The following is a 19,167-nucleotide window of genomic DNA, read 5'->3' as shown; positions in this document are numbered from 1 at the left end:
TAAGTTTTTACTTACAAAACAATATAATTGTAACTCATTAACAGACATAGCTTTAATTGCATTAATAGATAAAAACGAGTAGTTTATTAAAGAATAATTGAAAAAATCAGGACTACAATAACCGAAATTATGTATTTTTAAAATCTGAAAAATTAAGAAATAATATGAGCGAGATAAAATGGGTTAAGGTTAAAGATTATGAAGATATTACCTATAATAAAAGTGGTGGTGTTGCAAGAATAGCCTTTAATAGACCAAACGTTAGAAATGCGTTTCGACCAAAAACAACAAAAGAACTTTACGATGCATTTTACGATGCGCAAGAAGATATTAACATTGGAGTAGTATTACTATCGGCAGAAGGTCCATCGACCAAAGATGGTGTGTATTCTTTCTGTTCGGGTGGAGATCAAAAAGCCAGAGGACATAAAGGTTATGTAGGAGAAGATGGTTACCACAGATTAAATATATTAGAAGTCCAGCGTTTAATTCGCTTTATGCCTAAAGCTGTAATTGCAGTTGTTCCAGGTTGGGCAGTAGGAGGAGGACATAGCTTACATGTAGTTTGCGATTTAACTTTAGCGAGTAAAGAACACGCTATTTTTAAACAAACAGATGCCGATGTTACTAGTTTTGATGGTGGTTATGGATCTGCATATCTTGCAAAAATGGTTGGTCAGAAAAAAGCTAGAGAAATTTTCTTTTTAGGACGTAATTATTCTGCTCAAGAGGCTTTTGAAATGGGTATGGTAAATGCCGTAATTCCTCACGACGAGTTAGAATCTACAGCTTACCAATGGGCACAAGAAATATTAGAAAAATCTCCTACATCTATTAAGATGCTTAAATTTGCAATGAATTTAACAGATGATGGTATGGTTGGACAGCAAGTATTTGCTGGAGAAGCAACACGTTTGGCTTATATGACGGATGAAGCTAAAGAAGGAAGAGATGCCTTTTTAGAGAAAAGAAAACCTAACTTCCCAAAGCAGTGGATTCCATAAAATAAATTAATGAAAAATATTTCTATTTGGTTATCTGCAATTAGACTAAGAACATTACCGCTTTCAATTTCAGGAATTATAGTTGCTGGTTGCCTTGCGGAATATAATGGTGTTTTTAGTTGGCAAATATTCTTATTAGCCATTGCAGCAACTATTAGTTACCAAGTACTATCTAATCTAGCAAACGATTATGGTGATGCCGAAAAAGGCACGGATAACGACGATAGAATAGGACCAGAACGTGCCATACAAAGTGGCAATATTTCACCTGATGAAATGTTTCATGCTATAAGATTAAATATTCTAATTTGTATAGTGCTAACTGTTGGTTTAATTTATTCAGCTTTTGGTTCTAAACATTTATTACTAGCGCTTTTGTTTTTTGGTATTGCAGCATTTGCTGTAAGATCTGCCATAAAATATACAATGGGAAACAAAGCTTATGGTTATAGAGGTTTAGGCGATGTTTATGTGTTTTTATTTTTTGGAATAGTAAGTGTTATAGGCTGTTACGTGCTCTTTGCTAAAGAATTAGATCACGTTACTATTTTGCCAGCTATAGCTCTTGGTTTACTTAGTGCAGGTGTTTTAAACCTAAACAATATGCGAGATATAGAAAGTGACCTTCAAAGTAATAAAATAACAACTGCAGTAAAATTAGGTAAAGTAAAGGCGAAAAAATACCATAATTTTTTAGTTATTGGAGCAATGGCCGCATCGTTTATTTTTGGAGTTTTATATTATGTGTCTCCTTTTAATTTAATATTTTTTATAGCGTATATACCTTTAATATTACACTTAAAACGTGTTAATGCAATAACAAACTTAAAAGATTTTGATCCTGAATTAAAAAAACTAGCACTATCAACAGTACTATTGGCAGTGCTTTTAGGTGTTGGTCACTTATTTTAATGCTTCCTTATCAAGCCATTCGTTTTTAAGGTCGTTAGAATTAACTCCACTACCATCATGTCTCCAACCTGGAGGTTTTACAAGATATTTTAATCGGTTAATAAAAGATACTTTTTCCATAGACACATCTTTTAACATGGCTACCCATTCGTGAAATGCTATTTTAATTGGGTTGTGAGTATTTATATTGGCTGTTAATCCATATTTAACTTTTTCGGTATCTAGCTCGGCTTGAAAAGTACCAAACAATCGATCCCAAATAATAAAAATTCCAGCATGGTTTCTATCGAGATAAATAGGGTTACTCCCATGGTGGACACGATGATGCGAAGGTGTGTTAAATATAGCTTCAAACCATTTAGGTAGTTTGTTTATTGTTTCTGTGTGTATCCAAAATTGATAAATTAAACTAACAGACATTTGTAAAAGTATCATTCCAGGATGAAACCCTAAAAGTGGTAGTATTATCCAAAAAATAAAAGTATAAAATCCACCAGACCACGTTTGCCTTAAAGCGGTACTTAAATTGTATTTTTGAGAAGAATGATGCACCACGTGCGAAGCCCAAAACAATCTACACTCGTGAGATATTCTATGAAACCAATAATAGCAAAAATCGTCTGCAAAGAGTAATAATATAAAACTCCACCAAGTTATTGGGATAGTAAACAGTCTAAAGTTATTATAAATGTATAAAAAGCAAAAGAGTACGATGGCCTTACTAAAAAAGGTGAGTAAAACATTGCCAATTCCCATAGAAATTGAAGTTATAGCATCTTTATAATCATACTTTTTAAACTGTTTAATAATAACATAAATTTCTAAAGCAATAGAGATTACAAAAAAAGGAATAGCAAATAAAATTATATTTGGAAAAGTGCTCATTAGTTATGGGATAATTACACACAAGTTACAATTATTTTTGAGTATTTTTGATAAGACTTATGAAAGCAATTTACAAAAAACACATCCTTAATTTTAAACAACCAAGTGGTACATCGCGAGGTGTTTTAAAAACTAAAGAAACGTGGTTTATAATTTTATCTTCGGAAGAAAAACAAGGTATTGGAGAATGTGGTATTCTTAGAGGTTTATCTGTAGATGATAGACCAGATTACGAAGCACAACTTAAATATACTTGTGAGAATATAGATAAAGGTTTGGTTTTTCTATTAGAAAAAAACATTGAATTCCCTAGTATCCAAATAGGTTTAGAAATGGCTTTTATGTCTTTTGAAGCTACTGATGATTTTGAATTATTTCCATCAAAATTCACCAAAAATGAAGATTCAATTTCTATTAATGGATTAATTTGGATGGGAACTGAAGCATTTATGAAACAGCAAATTCAAGATAAAATTGAAGCTGGTTTTAAATGCATTAAATTAAAAATAGGAGCAATAGATTTTAATACAGAATTAAACTTATTAAAAGGTATTAGAAGGCATTTCAGCGAAAGCGATATAGAACTACGTGTAGATGCTAATGGCGCATTTAGTCCTGATAATGCATTAGAAAAACTGAAGCAATTAAGCGATTTTAGTATCCATTCTATAGAGCAACCAATAAAGGCAAATCAATTTAAGGAAATGGCTAAATTGTGTGAGCAAACACCTTTACCAATTGCTTTAGACGAGGAGTTAATAGGTGTGTTTTCTACTGAAAATAAAATAGAATTATTGCAGACAATAAAACCACAATATATTATATTAAAACCTAGTTTTATTGGCGGTTTTAATGGTACAGACGAATGGATTACTTTAGCTGAAAAACAAAATATTGGTTGGTGGATTACAAGTGCATTAGAAAGTAATGTTGGACTTAGTGCTATTGCACAATACACTTATTTAAAACAGAATAATATGCCACAAGGTTTAGGCACGGGAGGCTTGTTTACTAATAACATTCAATCGCATTTAGAAGTGAAAAATGGTACATTGCAGTACAACAACAATAACAGAAATTGGAATTTTAATTTATAGAATATGTATATAGCTCAAACATTTAAAAATTTACACGATTGGTGGAGATACGTAATTGGACTTATTGTCGCTTTTATTGGCGTAGGCGTTTTTTCCATACCACATTTTGTAGGTATTTTTATGAAAAGGATGGAAGGGACTGTTGATTTAACAAGGCTTGACGATGTTAATTATTTAATGTCTTTATTCGATTCTAATATTAACCTTGTTTTTGTTTTACTGCCATTTGCTGGTGGTTTAATATTTTTATTGATAATTGTAAAACTATTGCACAAGCAAAGCATTAGAAGCTTAACAACAGCTAGAAAAAAGATTGATTGGAAACGAATTTGGTTTGCTTTTTTCTTTTGGGGAATAATATCTTCTGGAATGACACTTTTAGATTATTTTTTATCACCAGAGAGTTATTTAGATAATTTTGAACTTAATAGATTTCTTATATTGGCAGTAATTGCTATTATTTTAATTCCTTTTCAAACAAGTTTCGAAGAGTATTTGTTTAGAGGTTATTTAATGCAAGGCATAGGTGTTGTTGCGAAAAATAAATGGGTACCATTAATTATAACATCTCTTATTTTTGGCTTGTTACATATTGCAAATCCAGAAGTAGATAAGTTGGGTTACTCGATTATGGTTTATTATATAGGAACAGGCTTATTTCTTGGTATTATAACATTAATGGATGAAGGTATGGAGTTGGCTTTAGGTTTTCATGCAGCCAACAATCTTTTTACAGCTTTATTAGTTACTGCAAATTGGACAGCTTTACAAACACATTCTATTTTTAAAGATACTGCCGAGCCAGAAGCTGGTTTTGCTAATTTAATACTTCCGGTTTTTATTATTTTCCCAATACTATTATTTATTTTTAGTCGTGTTTATAAATGGACTAATTGGAAAGAAAAACTTACAGGAAAAGTTGTAGAGCCACCAAAAGAGAACTACAAAATAATAGATTAGCACATGCCAAGTTTCGACATAGTTAATGAGTGTTTTAAGTACAATGGAGAGTATTATAGTTTTAAGACATTAGCAATACTTGCACAAAAATTATCAGCTAGCAAAGAGCCTTATATTAAAGATATAGGTGTTTTTTTAAAGGAATGGTGTGATAGTTCTCAAATAATAGAGTTAAAGACTTCAGGTTCTACTGGTGTACCAAAAATTATAAAAATGAAAAAACAAGCGATGGTAAATAGTGCCATTGCTACAGGAACATACTTTAATTTACAACCAAGTAACAAAGCGCTTTTATGTTTGCCATCACATTATATAGCAGGAAAAATGATGTTGGTTCGTGCACTTGTATTGGGTTTAGAAATAGATAGCATTGAACCAAAATCGAACTTAAATATAGATTTAGATAAGCATTATCACTTTACGGCAATGGTACCGTTGCAAATAGAAAAAAGTATAACAAAATTAAACAATATAGATAATGTAATTGTTGGAGGAGCAAAAGTATCTAAAGCATTAAAGGAGCGGTTTCAAAGTATTAATACAGCTGTGTTTGAAACTTATGGTATGACAGAAACAGTATCACACATTGCTGTTAAACAATTAAATAATCAAGAGATAAACAGTGATACATTTAAAATATTGCCAGAAGTAAAAATAACTAAAGACGAAAGAGATTGCTTGGTTGTAAATGCTCCAAACGTATCAGAAAACACAATAATTACTAACGACATTGTTAAGCTTCATTCTAACACCGAATTTGAATGGATTGGTAGAGCAGACAATGTAATTAATTCTGGAGGTGTTAAAGTATTTCCAGAACAGGTAGAAAATAAATTAAGCGGTAAAATCGATAGACGTTTTTTTATAGCATCAGAGAAAGACGAGGTTTTCGGAGAGTGCGTAATTTTACTTATTGAAGGTGCAGAAATACAAATAGACGATATTGTTTTTCAAGAAATAGATTCATTTTCGAAGCCTAAACATATTTACTTTATATCAGAATTTATTGAGACTAGTTCTGGTAAAATTCAGCGTAATAAAACATTACAATTATTATAAAGTAACGTTCACTCATTAAAAACACCTGTTCACTCATTCTTGATTTTATAACATAGGCTTTGGTTATAGTTTTACGCTAAACATTAAAACCAAAGACCATGAAAAACGTACTACACTTAATTATTGTATTATTTGCATCCTTGCAAATACATGCGCAACAAAAAGAAATAACAGGAACAATAACAGATGGAGACAGCTTGCCATTACCTGGCGTAAATGTTATTGTAAAAGGAGACAAACAAGGCACAATTACAGATTTTGATGGAAACTATGCTATTATGGCACAAGTGGGAGATATACTGGTGTTTTCTTATGTCGGAAATATCGTAAAAAAAATAGTAGGGACAGAAAACAACATAAGTTTTACAATGGAGGAGAATACTCTTGAAGAGGTTGTTATTACTGCTTTGGGTGTAGAACGAAAGAAGAAAGAAATATCTACTGTATATCAAGTTGTCAAAGCAGAAGAATTATCTAGAGAAAAAACTAGAAGCGCTACTAATGTTACTACTAAAAGAATTAAAAAACCAAATAATTCCAGTGTTGTTAATGGTTTATCTGGAAAGGTTTCTGGTTTAAATATAAATAATAAAATCACTAATAATAGAACTAAAATTATACTAAGAGGTAATCGTTCAATTACTAGTGGTATTCAAGCATTAGTAGTTGTAGATGGGCAAATTACAACATCAAGAGAGCTTAATAAACTAAACTCAAAAAGTATAAAGACTGTAAATATAATTAAAGGAGAAAATGGCTCTGCTCTTTATGGTTCCAAAGGTGTTAATGGTGTTATTGTTATTCAAACAAAAAAAGGGAATTACAAATTACCTAAAGAGGTTGAAGCTGTAATAAAAAAAACTAACACCAACAATCTTATTAATTCAGAACCAAATGATGTATACGTAGAAATTGCAGAAAATAATTTTGAAGTTACTAAAGTATCACCATTATCAACCTTCTCTATAGATGTAGACAGAGCCTCATATAGCAATATAAGGCGTATGATTAATAATGGTCAAACTGTGTATCCAGATGCTGTTAAGATAGAAGAGATGGTGAATTATTTTGATTATAATTATCCACAACCTACTGGTAAACATCCTTTTTCGATTAATACAGAATTGGCTATTACACCATGGAATACACAAACACAAATAGTAAAAATAGGACTACAAGGCAAAACTTATAATAATGAAGAGCTGCCAGCATCTAATCTTACTTTTTTAATAGATGTTTCTGGGTCTATGAGTGCACAAAATAAATTACCACTTTTAAAAGGCGCATTTAAATTATTAGTAAACCAACTTAGGGAGCAAGACAAAGTATCTATTGTAGTTTATGCGGGAGCTGCAGGAGTTGTTTTAGAACCTACATCAGGTAATAATAAGGAAACCATTTTAAACGCACTAGACAATTTACAATCTGGAGGATCCACAGCAGGTGGTGCGGGAATAAATTTAGCTTATAAATTAGCTGAAAAACATTTTAAAAAGAACGGAAATAATAGAGTAATACTCGCTACAGATGGCGATTTTAATGTTGGTGAGTCTAGTGATAAAAGCATGAAGAAACTTATTGAAGATAAACGTAAATCTGGAGTGTTTTTATCAGTTTTAGGTTTTGGATATGACAATTATCAAGATTCTAAGCTAGAAACATTAGCAGACAAAGGAAACGGAAATCATGCTTACATAGATACTATGCAAGAGGCACAGAAAGTATTTGGGAAAGAGTTTGGAGGAACGCTTTATACAATAGCCAAAGACGTGAAAATTCAAGTAGAATTTAATCCTAAAAAGGTACAAGCCTATAGATTAATAGGTTATGAGAATAGACTTTTAGAAGATGAAGATTTTATAGACGATACAAAAGATGCAGGTGAATTAGGAAGTGGTCACACGGTTACTGCTCTTTATGAAGTTATACCTGTTGGTGTAAAAAGTGAATATTTAAAAGATGTCGCAGATTTGAAATATACAAAAACTGATGTTACTAAAGATTTTTCAGATGAATTACTAACCGTTAAATTTAGATACAAGAAACCAGATGGAACAAAGAGTATAGAGATGATACATGTTCAAAAAGATGAAGTAATAACACCTTCTGAAGATTTAAAATTCGCTTCTGCTGTTGCATTATTTGGTATGCAATTAAGAGCGTCTAGTTATTACAATAACACAACAATTAAAGATGTTAAAGCTTTAGCAGAAAATGGGAGAGGAGAAGATAAACTAGGTTATAGAGCAGAGTTTATAAGACTTATTTCTTCTCTAAATAAATAAACTACATAAGTAGTTAACATAAAAAAACCTGAAGCTCAAACTTCAGGTTTTTATATTATATAATAAGAAAGTATTATTCAATACTATAAAAATATTGCTCACTTGCTATCTTTCCATCTTTTACTTCATATACACAAACTTCTTCCATTTTATGTCTACCTTTTTCTTTAAAAGTACAGTCGAAACCCATTTTTGCTGTAAAAAAGTTTCCTGCTACAAGTGGTTCTCCTATTTCACTTGCATGAAATTCCTCAACACTTTCTAACCATTCTTTACTTTTATTCCAAACGTTTTCTTTACCCGAAATAATTTCTCCTGGCATTCCAGGCATTTCTCTACTTATTACATTTTCGGCATAGAGTTCGTTTACACATTCTAAGTTTTTACCTTCTTCGCACATTTGTTTCCATTTAGCGGCTACCTCTTTAGTATTCATTTTTTTTATGTTTATAAGTTGAATTATAAAGTTAGTAAAAAAATATGATATGCTTTATAGATTTACGAGACAGCCTCTTTATAAACTCTCAAGCAACGTTCTCTAGCTTCTTTGTGATCTACAATTGGAGTCGCATATGTAAGTTCTTGATATTCTGGAACCCATTTTTTTATATAGACGTGTTTTTTATCAAACTTTTCTATTTGTGTTGTAGGATTAAAAATTCTAAAATACGGAGCAGCATCTACACCAGAACCTGCAACCCATTGCCAATTACCAATGTTACTAGACATATCGTAATCGTGCAATTTTAAAGCAAAATAGGCTTCACCTAAACGCCAATCTATTAGTAAATGTTTGCATAAAAAACTCCCAACAAGCATACGTACACGATTATGCATAAAGCCCGTTGCGTTTAATTGTCGCATTCCTGCATCTACTAACGGATAACCAGTTTGGCCTTCGCACCATGCTTTAAATTCAACTTCATTATTACGCCATTCTATACGATCGTATTTTGGTTTAAAACTATCTTTAGCTGTGTGTGGAAAATGCCATAATATTTGCATAAAAAACTCACGCCAAATTAACTCTTTTAAAAAAGTAATATTTTTTTGTTTTGAAGCTTCATTTACCATTTTACGAACACTAACAGTACCAAAACGAAGATGTGGACCTAATTTAGAGGTGTTGTCCTGTGCTGGAAAGTTTCGCGTTGCTTCATAATCTGCTATTAAAGTAGGTGTTACTGTATAGTGTTCTACTTTTACATTTGCTTCTTGAAAACCAATATCTTTTAGACTTAGATTTGGTAATACTATATCTTGAACTGTATTATTGAGTAGTTCTTCCGAAGGAAAAAAGTGTATTCCATTTCTTTTATATTCATTCATCCATACACGAGAAAATGGCGTGTAAACTCTATAGGGTGTACCATCTTTTTTTACAATCTCGTTGCGTTCAAAAATAACTTGATCTTTATAGGTATTGAAACTAATAGCTTGAGTTTTTAAAAAGGACTCAATATTTTTATCTCTCGATAATGCATAAGGTTCGTAATCTCTATTTGTATAAACTGTTTCTATAGAATAGTCTTTAATTAGCGCAGTAAAAGTTTCTTCTGGAGTGCCATTGTAAATAGCAATACTCGAGTTGTATTCCTTTTTTAAAGTGTCTTGCATTACTTGTAAACTCTCGTGTATAAAGGTAACGCGGGCATCGTCCTTTGGTAGTTTGCTTAATATGGTTTCGTCGAAAATAAAGATTGGTAATACTGGTTTACCTGCTTTTAGTGCTTCGTAAAAACCATGATTATCTTCTAAACGTAAATCTCTTCTAAACCAAAATATATTTATGGGTTGTTTCATCTTTAATATTTTCCAAATAATTCTTCTAACTTTTCTGTACGATATTTAAAAATCTCTTCCAATTTTGGTCTTACTAAAATTGGATTAACCATTTGCCCTAAAATACCCATAGGAACTTTGTAATCTATAATATCTTCCATTTCAACACCTCCATCAATTTCCTTAATAAAGTGTTTATGATGCCATAAAGCGTATGGGCCAAAACGTTGTTCGTCTACAAAATATTCACCGTCTACAACATGAGTAATTTCTGTAACCCATTTTGTTTTAATACCCAAAACAGGTGTAACAATATATTGAATTATTTGTCCAGCATACATTGGTCTATCGGCTCCAGACAAGATATCGAATCCCATGTAATCTGGAGTAATTGTTTTTAAATTTTTAGGACTAGACAAAAATTCCCAGGCTTGTGCTTTGGTGATTGGCAAGTTTTGCTTTCTATGGAATGTATATATTTTCATTTTAAAGTTTGTTTTTTTATTTCCGCGAAAGCGAAAAAATAATCCTAATTATATAGTACTATATAAGCGTTTAATGAGGTTGCAATTAATAACCAAACCATATAAGGCAAAAGCAAATAACTCTTGTTTTGTACAGTTTTAAAATTGCTAAAGAAAAAAGTAAAAATGACTACAGTAAGCGTAGAAATAACGACTAAACCTAATGATACAAAGTGCTGATTAAAAAACACATAGTTCCATATTACATTTAAAAAGACTTGTAAAGCAAATGCTAATCTTAATTTTTTACTATCGGATTTTAAAAACAAGTAAGCCAAGTAAATAGAAAAGCAAACCATAATTAATGTCCAAGCAACACCAAAAAACCATCCTGGAGGTGTCCATGGTGCTTGATTTAAGGATTGATACCAAGGAGTCATTGGTCCGTTTTCCATTAACCAACTTCCTAAAGCTAGACTTCCAAAATTTATGATTAAAAAGAAAATAATATATTTTACAATTTTCATATTTAGTTTTTTAAAGCCATTATTTTATCTTGTATAGCCTCAGCTTCTGCAAGTTTAGCATCACTAGCACTTCGGTTTGATTTAGAAAGATCAAAAGATTCTTTCAATAATTTTTTATATTCCTTTTGAAGTTTTTCTGCTTCAGTTGTTTTTTTAAATAATCCGAACATATTGTTTAGTTTAAGTGTTTCGATATTTTATTACTTGTTGGCGATGTTGAAGAAAAATAATAATTTATTAATTTGCCTTCAGAATTTACTAAATATTTTTGAAAATTCCATTTTACAGTAGAATTAGAAATTCCATTTTTACTCTTTTGTGTTAACCATTTGTATAATGGATGCTTATTAGAACCTTTAACGTCAGTTTTTTCTGACATTAAAAATGTAACACCATAATTGACTTCGCAAAAAGTTTCAATATCGTTTGCATTTCCAGGTTCTTGTGAACCAAATTGATTGCAAGGCACACCAATAATTACTAATTTATCTTTATAATTATCGCTCAATTTTTGCAAGTCTTTATATTGAGGAGTAAAACCACATTTTGAGGCTACATTAACAAACAAAAGGTGTTTACCTTTAAAAGTTGAGAGCACAATAGGTTTACCGCTTAAGCTATTAATTTTTATGTTGTAAATAGATTCTAGCTTATTTACATCTATAGTTTCTTTTGAAAATAGCGTTTTTACGAATGCTTTAAATGGATTCATTTTTTAAATTTTAAAACTAACAATTCCACAATCCATTTCGAATATCTGACCAGAAATTGAAGCTGCTTTTTCTGAAGTTAAAAACTCAGCCATATTTGCTACTTCTTCTGGGTTTAAAAATTTCTTTAATGGATGACGCTCTTTAATGTTTTCAATCATTTTTTCGTTACGTAATAGTTTTGAAGCTAACGTTGTATCCGTAACTGTTGGTGCAATTGCATTAACACGAATAGTAGGTGCTAATTCTGCTCCTAAAGATTTTGTTAAACCTTCTATAGCAGATTTTGCAGCAGCAACACTTGCATGAAAAGGCATCCCTAGTTTTGATGCAACAGTACTAAAGAGTAGGATGGAAGGTGTATTCCCTTTTTTTAATTGAGGTAAATAATGTTGTATCGATTTTACAGCACCAATTACATTAATCTCGAAATCCTCTCTAAAATCGTTTAAAGATAATCTAGAAATTGGTTTTAAATTTATACTTCCAGGACAATAGATTAACGTGTCTATGTTTTCTATTTGTGGTAAATCGTCTTCTAAAACGTTACATGAGTAATGTGTTAAATTTTCGTGCTTTATTTCTGGCTCAGTTCTACTAATATTATAGACTTTATTGCTTTTAATTAAGCTGTTTACTATTGCATTACCAATACCTTTACTTCCGCCTATTATTACTATGTTTTTCATTTTAAATATTGATTTATTGAACAAATGTTGCTATTAAAAGATAATCTATGCTAAGGTTATCTATTACTTATTTTATTATGTGTAATCTGTTTTTGTCTAGAACATTTAAAACGTCCATCTTCAAAGTTTCTATTTTTAGAATGCTTGGTTTTTCTGCCTTGAACTCTAGCGCGCCACATTCTAAAACTACTCGCTTTCATTTCTTTTCTCATGAGTTCAATAACTTCTTGTTCCTTTATACCAAACTGAAATGTTATGGCATCAAAAGGTGTTCTATCTTCCCAAGCCATTTCGATAATACGATCAATGTCTTCGATAGTAAAGTTTTCAGGGCTATTAGGTTTGGAAATTATATTGTTCATCAAATTTTATTTTTTCATTTAAAAGTTTATCAAAAAATAATTTATTCTCTTTAAGCATTTTATTATTTTTAAAGTGAATAAACCGTCCCTGTGCATGAATACTAGAGCCATCTGCTTTGTATATTACCAACTGGTAATATGGTATTGCCCAAGTGAAATTTTGTAGTCCTTTTGTAATGTGAATTAAAATACCTTTAGGTCTTAACTCTATATTGGTGTAGTTTATATCTGAAACAGTATTTAATAAGTGTTCTAAATTAGGACTAACATTATCTATAACCATACGTTTAGACCCAACTCCTTTTAGTTTTAAACTTTCTAAAAAACTATAAGCTTTACCAACCAATGCGTTTAGTAACTCTTTATTTTCCTTATTTGTGTGTGTAGTATTTAATACCATATATAAAGCAATGTGTATAGCTCTATTACAAAGTTACAAAATGTTTAAGGTTTAATCTAAAAAGTTAAACAATATTAACGAAACATTATACTTAAACAACTAATTACCATTAACCATTTGCTGTCTATTGTTAACGGTATGGCGCTTTAATATACGTTTTGCTTCTTTTTTAACTAAAGCATTATCTTTCAAATTCCATAGGATAGTACTTGCTCTTTTTCTTGATGTTTTCTCATTTACGATAGGAAAAGGATAATCTCTACCAAGTTCGAAACCTGTTAATTGTTGATCGAAATAAGACAACGTTTGTGGCTCATGAATATAAGGCGCCTCTAACATTGCTAATTCTGGAACCCATTTTTTTATAAATTCTCCTTTAGGATCGTGTTCTATACTATTTTTGATAGGGTTATAAATACGCAACATGTTTATACCAGTTTCTCCTGCTTGCATTTGTATTTGCGGATAGTGTATTCCTGGTTCGAAATCTAAAAACTGAGCAGCCAAATGCTCGCTCATAGCTTGCCAAGGTTGCCATAAATTATGAGTAAAAAAAGAAACAACCATTGCTCGCATTCTAAAATTTAGATAACCTGTTTCGTTTAAACATCGCATGCAAGCATCTACTAATGGATAGCCTGTTTGTCCTGTTTTCCAAGCTTTTTGGTAATCTAGGTTTTCTGGTTTAATAAGTGCATGATATCCTTTATTTACACTATTAAATTCCATTAAATGCTCCATTTCAAATTTCTGAATAAAATGACCTTGCCATCTCAATCGTGACATAAAAGCATTAATATGTCGTTTGTGTTTACCGTTCTCTCTTACTTCTGCAGCTATATTTATAACTTGCCTAATAGATAAATTTCCCCAAGCAATGTAAGGCGATAAACGACTACAGCCTGTTCGCGCTTCTAGTGGTTTACTAATATGAAACATGTAATTAGAATAGCGTTCTAAGAAAAAGGATTTCATGTATTTTATTCCTGTTCCTGTACCGCCTTTTTGAAAATTTCTGTTTTCTGAAGTCTTTAAATTTGTAATATTAAAATCTTTTGAAAGTATTTTTATTTCTGGTATTTTAAGTAATTGTTCTTCTTTTGGATGAAATATATGATACGGCAAATTCATAAAATCGTTCCAATCCTCAAACCAAGTATCTCTATTACTAATACCTCTAATGATAGCGTTATTTTCATTTTCTATCCAATTAATATGTTCTTTTTTACAAAAGGAGGCAAATTGAAGATCACGCTTAAAAGTAGATAAAATCCCAGTTTCTTGATGCGAATAGATGTGCTTAATAGTGTAGTGTTTCTGTATTTTATCTATTGTAGATTCAATAGAATCGTTAACTACTAAAACCTGAGAATCGAATTTTTTTAAAGATTGATTTAAATCCTCAAGTGATTGTTTAACAAAGTCCCAATGGCGTTTACTATAGTGTTTATCTTCAAGTAAAAACCTTTCGAATACATAGAGTAGAAGCACACGTTTACCAGATTTTATAGCACGTTCAATAGCTTCGTTATCTTTTAACCGAAGATCTCTTTTAAACCATACTATTTGCAGTTCTTGTTTTTTAAGCATTAATAATTATCTGGATTTTTAATAATATCACTAGCTCTTAGTTTAATGTTATGTAAATCTTCAGGATTCATTTTGTTTAATAAACTATACATCATTTTCATTCTAAAATTAGTGTTTAGCTTTTCGCGTTTATCGTCTAAAAAATTCCAATACAAACTATTAAAAGGGCAGGCACGTTCTCCAATTTTCTCTTTCTTATTGTAATAGCAATCATCACAATAGTTGCTCATTTTATTAATATAACTTCCACTAGAAACATAAGGCTTCGTTGCTATTTTTCCACCATCGGCAAACTGGCTCATGCCTCTTGTGTTTGGTAACTGTACCCATTCCACAGCATCTACATAAATACCTAAATACCACGCATCAACTTCATCCGGATTAATTTGTGTTAATAGTGCATAATTTCCTGTAATCATTAATCTTTGAATATGGTGTGCGTATCCATTATCTAAAGAATTAGTTATTGCACTTTTTAGGCAATTCATTTTTGTATCTCCTGTCCAAAAGAAGTCTGGTAATGTACTTGTATTTTCTAAATAATTAAGCGTTTTATACTCTGGCATTAAAGCCCAATACATACCACGCATATATTCTCGCCAACCAATAATTTGCCTTATAAAACCTTCTACTTGAGAAATATTAATATCATCTCCATGTTTTCTCCAGTAATTTAACACAGTTTTTACAATTGCTTTTGGCGAAATTATTTTGCAATTCATCGCAAAAGATAGGCGAGAGTGGAAGAGGTATACTTGTTCTGTATGCATAGCATCTTGATAATCTCCAAAATGAATTAATAAATGCTCGCAAAAATATTTTAACTGTTCGAGTGCTTGTTTTCTATTGATTGGGTATTCGAAATACTTTGAATTAAAATGACCAATAGTTTCAATTTTTTCAGATTTTATTACTGATAGAATTTCTGAAACATCATTTTTAAAAGCCTTAAACTCAGGAATACTTTCTTTTTCTTTCCATTTATTTCTATTGCTTTTATCGTAATTCCATTTGCCACCTTCTGGTTGTCCGGCAACCATCAAGACATCATGTTTTTTTCGCATGTCTCTATAAAAACTTTCCATGATCCACTGTTTTTTATCTTTAAAAAAAGCAGTCAAATCTTGTCTTTTGGTATAGAAATGCTCGGTAGAATATACTTTAGATTTAATAGAAAGTGTTTTGCAAAACGTTACAAGTTGTTGGTCTAGCCTATACTCATCGGGTTCTTGATATTCAAAATTTTCTATATCAAGTGCTTTAACTAATTGATTAAGATTATCTGAAAGATTTTGAGTGTTCTCTTTAGTATCTAAATTGTAGTAAACCACGTCACAGCCATTGGCTTGTAATTCTTTTGAAAATTCTCGCATTGCAGCAAAAAATCCAATTACTTTTTGAAGGTGATGTTTTACATAGTCTGTTTCTTGGCGCATTTCAAAAAAACAGTATACATAATTGCTTTGGTCTCCATTAAACCAAGAATGTTTGCTGTTAAGTTGATCACCTAATATTAGTCTTAATGTTTTCAAATTGTATTTTTAAAATAGTGTATCCTGTAACCATAAACGTTGAAACTTTCCAGAACTATCATATCGCTCTGCTTGAAGTTTAACATTAAATATTCTATCTCTAGGATCGTTGCCAACACCAGAAACATAGAGCCAATTTCCATAATTGCTATGCACATCGTAATCTATAAGCATAGATTCAAAATAAGCGGCACCAATGCGCCAATCTAGTTTTAGAGTTTTAGCAAAATAGCTTGCAACATTTTGTCTGCCGCGATTACTCATCCAACCTGTTTTTTGCAATTCTATCATATTTGCATTTACAAAAGGTTCGTTAGTTTTTCCATTAATCCATTTTTGAATATCTTTTTCAAAAGTGTGCCATTGGTAATCTTTATTTAAAAGGCCTTCAATTTTAAAGATTTTATTGCCATGTTTTAGTGATACGTATTTGAAGTAATCTCGCCATATTAGTTCGAATATTAACCAATAGGTAGATTGGTTTTTAAAATGAATAGCCTCAAATTCTTTTACTCTATAATAGATAGTTTTTGCACTTAAACTGCCATTAGCCAACCAAGGTGAGAATTTCGAGCTAAAATCTTTTCCTATTAAACCATTTCTTGTTTTTTTATAAAAGCCTAGTTTTTTACTTTCAAAAAAATAATTATTTAAATGTTTTAAAGCTTCGGTTTCTCCGCCTTTTAATGGAAAAGCTGAATTAGGATGATTAGTGAAATCTTCAAAACCTAAATCTTTTAAAGAAGGAACAGAAGTAGTATTTTTTATAGAATTATTCTTGTTTTTAATATTAGTGATTTCATTTATAGTTCGAATTATGCTTTGTTTTTCAACGTGTTTTCTAAAATCGGTAAATACGTTAGGTAAATTTTTAATATCGAATTTTAAATCTTCAGGATGGTATAAAAACTGATTGTAGTCTTGATGAACTGTAAAGGTGTCATCCCAAATAGCTGTAACAAGCTTATAAACATTGTACTCTTCTTCTGTCCACTCTTTTTGAAGGTATAAGGCATCAAACTTGTATTGCGCTTCTAAATTAGCAATGCAATTTTCAGGATAATCGTTAAAAACATAAAGAGGAATCCCAAGATTGGATAATTGTAGTTTTAAATCTGAAATAGTTTCAATTAGAAATTTTGCTCTAAATTTTTGTGCTTTTTTAAATCCAAATTTATCCTTCTCAAAATGTCGTGGATCAAAACAATAGACAGCAATAACAGTTTCACTATTTCTAATAGCATTTAAAAGAGAACTATTATCGTTAATTCTTAGATCATTTCTAAACCAAACTAGACTTGTTTTACTTTGTTTTTGCTGCATTTTTTACTACAATATTTTACATTCTCCCATTCCTTTTCCCACTTTTTACGCCATGAGAATGGGAGGTTACAAGTGGAACATATTTTAGATGGTAAATTTTGTTTTTTAATACCTTTAGGCATTTGCAAGTTTCTTTATCATGCCATTAAATATTAAACCATGAAATGGTAAAACGCTGTACCAATAGAGCCTTCCTGCTAATCCTTTTGGTCTAAAAACAGCACGTTGGTAAACTTTACCTTTTGCTACTCTAAATTCTAACCAAGCTTCTCCCGGGAGTTTCATTTCAGCAAAAAGTAATAGTCGTTTGTTTTCCTCATCTGCTAAAAGTACACGCCAAAAATCTAATGCATCTCCAGTTTTAATAGTGTCTTTATTAGTACGACCTCTACGAAGACCAATACCTCCAACCATTTTGTCTAAAAATCCACGAATTCTCCATAAAGTTGTTCCATAATACCAGCCATTTTCACCTCCTATAGCACATATTTTAGCGAATGTTCTGTCTTCATCTAAAACTTTAAGTTCTTTAACATCTTTAAAACAGCCGTATTTTGGGACATTAATATATTTTGTAGAAATACGTTTTTTTTCTCTACTACTGGCAAAAGAATCTTTCCAGCTTGAAACAATACTGTTTTGCTTAATTCTTACAAAAGCAAATTGTAATGCTTCTTCATAAGTCATTGGATTAATATCTAATAGAGTATTGATATCACTACTTTTACCAATAATTTCAACACCCATACTATTTACTAAAGTTCTAGCCAATTTGTATGAAGTAGATGTAACAAAATAAAGCCAATAACTAGATAACTGAGGTGTCATTATTGGAAAAGTGAGGATATATCTTTTCAAATTTCGAGACTTAGCAAACCTTAGTAAAAGCTCTTTATAAGTTAGAATTTCTGGTCCAAAAATATCATAAGATGTATTATATAACCTTTTATCTCCTAAACTGCGAGTTAAAAAAGTAAGGACATCTCTTATTGCAATAGGTTGTGTTTTTGTATTTAACCATTTAGGAGCTACCATTACAGGTAGTTTTTCTACTAAATCTCTTATAATTTCGAAAGAACTACTTCCAGAACCAACTATAATACCGGCTTTAAAAACGGTTAAAGCATATTTAGAAGAGTTTAGTATGTTTTCTACATTTTTGCGAGAAAGTAAATGCTTGGATAGTTTAGTGTCATTAGTTATACCACTTAAATAGATAACCTGTTTGCAATCTGTTTTTTCTATAACAGTTTTAAAGTTTATTGCACAGTCATTTTCCATTTGTTGAAAACGAGAAATAGAGTTAGACATAGAATGTATTAGGTAATATGCTGCATCTATATCTTTAGGTATGTTTTCTAAAGTGTCTTCGTTTAAAAAATCGACTTCAATTACTTGTACATTATCTTCTTCACTATAACGTTTTTCGCTACGTAGTTTTCCTCTTACAGCACAAATTACAGTATGACCTTGCTCTATAAGTAAAGGAATAATACGTTTACCTATATAACCTGTTGCACCTGTAACTAATATTTTCATGGTTGTATTTCAATTATCTGTAATCACTTAATTATGATTAATTATGT

General features: G+C 30.9%; 21 protein-coding genes. 6 read left to right on the top strand and 15 right to left on the bottom strand.

What is annotated here, in order from left to right; genetic code table 11:
* The first annotated feature begins 164 nt into the window (after positions 1-164).
* Both Q0935_RS02070 and menA read left to right on the top strand, forming a co-directional pair.
* On the top strand, positions 165-1,004 hold the full coding sequence (locus Q0935_RS02070) for a 1,4-dihydroxy-2-naphthoyl-CoA synthase (RefSeq protein WP_299247436.1): 840 nt from the start codon (positions 165-167) through the stop codon (positions 1,002-1,004).
* A 9-nt stretch (positions 1,005-1,013) separates the two neighbouring features.
* Positions 1,014-1,916 carry a 1,4-dihydroxy-2-naphthoate octaprenyltransferase gene (gene menA / locus Q0935_RS02065; protein ID WP_299381940.1) on the top strand — a complete coding sequence of 301 codons (903 nt, stop codon included), beginning with the start codon at positions 1,014-1,016 and terminating at the stop codon, positions 1,914-1,916.
* Here menA and Q0935_RS02060 read toward each other — a convergent pair.
* On the bottom strand, positions 1,908-2,801 hold the full coding sequence (locus Q0935_RS02060; RefSeq protein ID WP_299381938.1) for a sterol desaturase family protein: 894 nt from the start codon (positions 2,799-2,801) through the stop codon (positions 1,908-1,910). The two genes, menA and Q0935_RS02060, sit on opposite strands and share 9 nt — an antisense overlap.
* Before the next feature lie 59 nt (positions 2,802-2,860).
* Between Q0935_RS02060 and Q0935_RS02055 the strand changes: the two genes are divergently transcribed.
* The 4 genes from Q0935_RS02055 (at position 2,861) to Q0935_RS02040 (ending at position 8,202) form a co-directional block, all read left to right on the top strand.
* A complete protein-coding gene (locus tag Q0935_RS02055; RefSeq protein WP_299381936.1) occupies positions 2,861-3,898 on the top strand; it encodes an o-succinylbenzoate synthase in 1,038 nt (345 codons plus the stop codon).
* 3 nt (positions 3,899-3,901) lie between these two features.
* Positions 3,902-4,858: a CPBP family intramembrane glutamic endopeptidase gene (locus Q0935_RS02050; protein WP_299381934.1), complete on the top strand. Its 957-nt coding sequence runs from the start codon at positions 3,902-3,904 to the stop codon at positions 4,856-4,858.
* A gap of 3 nt (positions 4,859-4,861) precedes the next feature.
* The gene (locus Q0935_RS02045) at positions 4,862-5,917 is read left to right on the top strand and encodes an AMP-binding protein (protein WP_299381932.1); all 1,056 of its coding nucleotides are present in this window, start codon (positions 4,862-4,864) and stop codon (positions 5,915-5,917) included.
* 98 nt (positions 5,918-6,015) lie between these two features.
* Entirely contained in the window at positions 6,016-8,202 is a 2,187-nt protein-coding gene (locus Q0935_RS02040; RefSeq protein WP_299381930.1) for a von Willebrand factor type A domain-containing protein, read from the top strand.
* 73 nt (positions 8,203-8,275) lie between these two features.
* On the opposite strand, the gene Q0935_RS02035 is transcribed toward Q0935_RS02040, so the two are convergent.
* From Q0935_RS02035 to Q0935_RS01970, 14 genes are all read right to left on the bottom strand, one after another.
* Positions 8,276-8,638 carry a SnoaL-like domain-containing protein gene (locus tag Q0935_RS02035; RefSeq protein WP_299381928.1) on the bottom strand — a complete coding sequence of 121 codons (363 nt, stop codon included), beginning with the start codon at positions 8,636-8,638 and terminating at the stop codon, positions 8,276-8,278.
* A 62-nt stretch (positions 8,639-8,700) separates the two neighbouring features.
* On the bottom strand, positions 8,701-10,005 hold the full coding sequence (locus Q0935_RS02030) for a deoxyribodipyrimidine photo-lyase (protein WP_299381927.1): 1,305 nt from the start codon (positions 10,003-10,005) through the stop codon (positions 8,701-8,703).
* Positions 10,006-10,007: 2 nt separating this feature from the next.
* Positions 10,008-10,469 (bottom strand): SRPBCC family protein, encoded by a 462-nt coding sequence (locus Q0935_RS02025; RefSeq protein WP_299381925.1) that lies wholly within the window; start codon positions 10,467-10,469, stop codon positions 10,008-10,010.
* A 44-nt stretch (positions 10,470-10,513) separates the two neighbouring features.
* A complete protein-coding gene (locus Q0935_RS02020) occupies positions 10,514-10,975 on the bottom strand; it encodes a TspO/MBR family protein (protein WP_299381923.1) in 462 nt (153 codons plus the stop codon).
* A gap of 2 nt (positions 10,976-10,977) precedes the next feature.
* On the bottom strand, positions 10,978-11,145 hold the full coding sequence (locus Q0935_RS02015) for a Lacal_2735 family protein (RefSeq protein ID WP_299247471.1): 168 nt from the start codon (positions 11,143-11,145) through the stop codon (positions 10,978-10,980).
* A 5-nt stretch (positions 11,146-11,150) separates the two neighbouring features.
* Entirely contained in the window at positions 11,151-11,687 is a 537-nt protein-coding gene (locus Q0935_RS02010) for a glutathione peroxidase (RefSeq protein WP_299381921.1), read from the bottom strand.
* A gap of 3 nt (positions 11,688-11,690) precedes the next feature.
* Positions 11,691-12,374, bottom strand: coding sequence for an SDR family NAD(P)-dependent oxidoreductase (locus Q0935_RS02005; RefSeq protein WP_299381919.1), 684 nt, complete (start codon positions 12,372-12,374; stop codon positions 11,691-11,693).
* A gap of 56 nt (positions 12,375-12,430) precedes the next feature.
* Positions 12,431-12,736, bottom strand: coding sequence for a TIGR03643 family protein (locus Q0935_RS02000; RefSeq protein WP_299381917.1), 306 nt, complete (start codon positions 12,734-12,736; stop codon positions 12,431-12,433).
* The gene (locus Q0935_RS01995; protein WP_299381915.1) at positions 12,711-13,136 is read right to left on the bottom strand and encodes a hypothetical protein; all 426 of its coding nucleotides are present in this window, start codon (positions 13,134-13,136) and stop codon (positions 12,711-12,713) included. The genes Q0935_RS02000 and Q0935_RS01995 overlap by 26 nt, the downstream gene beginning before the upstream one ends.
* Before the next feature lie 99 nt (positions 13,137-13,235).
* Positions 13,236-14,726, bottom strand: a complete 1,491-nt coding sequence (locus Q0935_RS01990; RefSeq protein ID WP_299381913.1) for a cryptochrome/deoxyribodipyrimidine photo-lyase family protein — start codon at positions 14,724-14,726, stop codon at positions 13,236-13,238.
* Positions 14,726-16,258 (bottom strand): cryptochrome/photolyase family protein, encoded by a 1,533-nt coding sequence (locus Q0935_RS01985; RefSeq protein WP_299381911.1) that lies wholly within the window; start codon positions 16,256-16,258, stop codon positions 14,726-14,728. Before Q0935_RS01985 ends, Q0935_RS01990 begins: the two co-directional genes overlap by 1 nt.
* A gap of 9 nt (positions 16,259-16,267) precedes the next feature.
* On the bottom strand, positions 16,268-17,581 hold the full coding sequence (locus Q0935_RS01980; protein WP_299381909.1) for a DASH family cryptochrome: 1,314 nt from the start codon (positions 17,579-17,581) through the stop codon (positions 16,268-16,270).
* On the bottom strand, positions 17,551-17,691 hold the full coding sequence (locus Q0935_RS01975; RefSeq protein WP_299382328.1) for a DUF2256 domain-containing protein: 141 nt from the start codon (positions 17,689-17,691) through the stop codon (positions 17,551-17,553). Before Q0935_RS01975 ends, Q0935_RS01980 begins: the two co-directional genes overlap by 31 nt.
* 4 nt (positions 17,692-17,695) lie before the next feature.
* The gene (locus Q0935_RS01970) at positions 17,696-19,120 is read right to left on the bottom strand and encodes an SDR family oxidoreductase (protein ID WP_299247495.1); all 1,425 of its coding nucleotides are present in this window, start codon (positions 19,118-19,120) and stop codon (positions 17,696-17,698) included.
* Positions 19,121-19,167: the final 47 nt, after the last annotated feature.

This window comes from uncultured Lacinutrix sp., assembly GCF_947500605.1.
In the GTDB taxonomy this organism is placed as follows: Bacteria; Bacteroidota; Bacteroidia; order Flavobacteriales; family Flavobacteriaceae; genus Lacinutrix.
The sequence above is the reverse complement of the archived record's forward strand: the minus strand, read 5'-3'. Positions and strand labels throughout refer to the sequence as shown.

What these genes read in the sequence shown, in the direction of transcription:
- Q0935_RS01970 (WP_299247495.1), bottom strand. Translation starts at nt 19,120, where the DNA reads ATGAAAATATTAGTTACAGGTGCAACAGGTTATATAGGTAAACGTATT.
- Q0935_RS02055 (WP_299381936.1), top strand. Translation starts at nt 2,861, where the DNA reads ATGAAAGCAATTTACAAAAAACACATCCTTAATTTTAAACAACCAAGT.
- Q0935_RS02020 (WP_299381923.1), bottom strand. Translation starts at nt 10,975, where the DNA reads ATGAAAATTGTAAAATATATTATTTTCTTTTTAATCATAAATTTTGGA.
- Q0935_RS02045 (WP_299381932.1), top strand. Translation starts at nt 4,862, where the DNA reads ATGCCAAGTTTCGACATAGTTAATGAGTGTTTTAAGTACAATGGAGAG.
- Q0935_RS02000 (WP_299381917.1), bottom strand. Translation starts at nt 12,736, where the DNA reads ATGAACAATATAATTTCCAAACCTAATAGCCCTGAAAACTTTACTATC.
- Q0935_RS02060 (WP_299381938.1), bottom strand. Translation starts at nt 2,801, where the DNA reads ATGAGCACTTTTCCAAATATAATTTTATTTGCTATTCCTTTTTTTGTA.
- Q0935_RS01995 (WP_299381915.1), bottom strand. Translation starts at nt 13,136, where the DNA reads ATGGTATTAAATACTACACACACAAATAAGGAAAATAAAGAGTTACTA.
- Q0935_RS02040 (WP_299381930.1), top strand. Translation starts at nt 6,016, where the DNA reads ATGAAAAACGTACTACACTTAATTATTGTATTATTTGCATCCTTGCAA.
- Q0935_RS02070 (WP_299247436.1), top strand. Translation starts at nt 165, where the DNA reads ATGAGCGAGATAAAATGGGTTAAGGTTAAAGATTATGAAGATATTACC.
- Q0935_RS01980 (WP_299381909.1), bottom strand. Translation starts at nt 17,581, where the DNA reads ATGCAGCAAAAACAAAGTAAAACAAGTCTAGTTTGGTTTAGAAATGAT.
- Q0935_RS01990 (WP_299381913.1), bottom strand. Translation starts at nt 14,726, where the DNA reads ATGCTTAAAAAACAAGAACTGCAAATAGTATGGTTTAAAAGAGATCTT.
- Q0935_RS02035 (WP_299381928.1), bottom strand. Translation starts at nt 8,638, where the DNA reads ATGAATACTAAAGAGGTAGCCGCTAAATGGAAACAAATGTGCGAAGAA.
- Q0935_RS02025 (WP_299381925.1), bottom strand. Translation starts at nt 10,469, where the DNA reads ATGAAAATATATACATTCCATAGAAAGCAAAACTTGCCAATCACCAAA.
- Q0935_RS02050 (WP_299381934.1), top strand. Translation starts at nt 3,902, where the DNA reads ATGTATATAGCTCAAACATTTAAAAATTTACACGATTGGTGGAGATAC.
- Q0935_RS02030 (WP_299381927.1), bottom strand. Translation starts at nt 10,005, where the DNA reads ATGAAACAACCCATAAATATATTTTGGTTTAGAAGAGATTTACGTTTA.
- menA (WP_299381940.1), top strand. Translation starts at nt 1,014, where the DNA reads ATGAAAAATATTTCTATTTGGTTATCTGCAATTAGACTAAGAACATTA.
- Q0935_RS02010 (WP_299381921.1), bottom strand. Translation starts at nt 11,687, where the DNA reads ATGAATCCATTTAAAGCATTCGTAAAAACGCTATTTTCAAAAGAAACT.
- Q0935_RS02015 (WP_299247471.1), bottom strand. Translation starts at nt 11,145, where the DNA reads ATGTTCGGATTATTTAAAAAAACAACTGAAGCAGAAAAACTTCAAAAG.
- Q0935_RS02005 (WP_299381919.1), bottom strand. Translation starts at nt 12,374, where the DNA reads ATGAAAAACATAGTAATAATAGGCGGAAGTAAAGGTATTGGTAATGCA.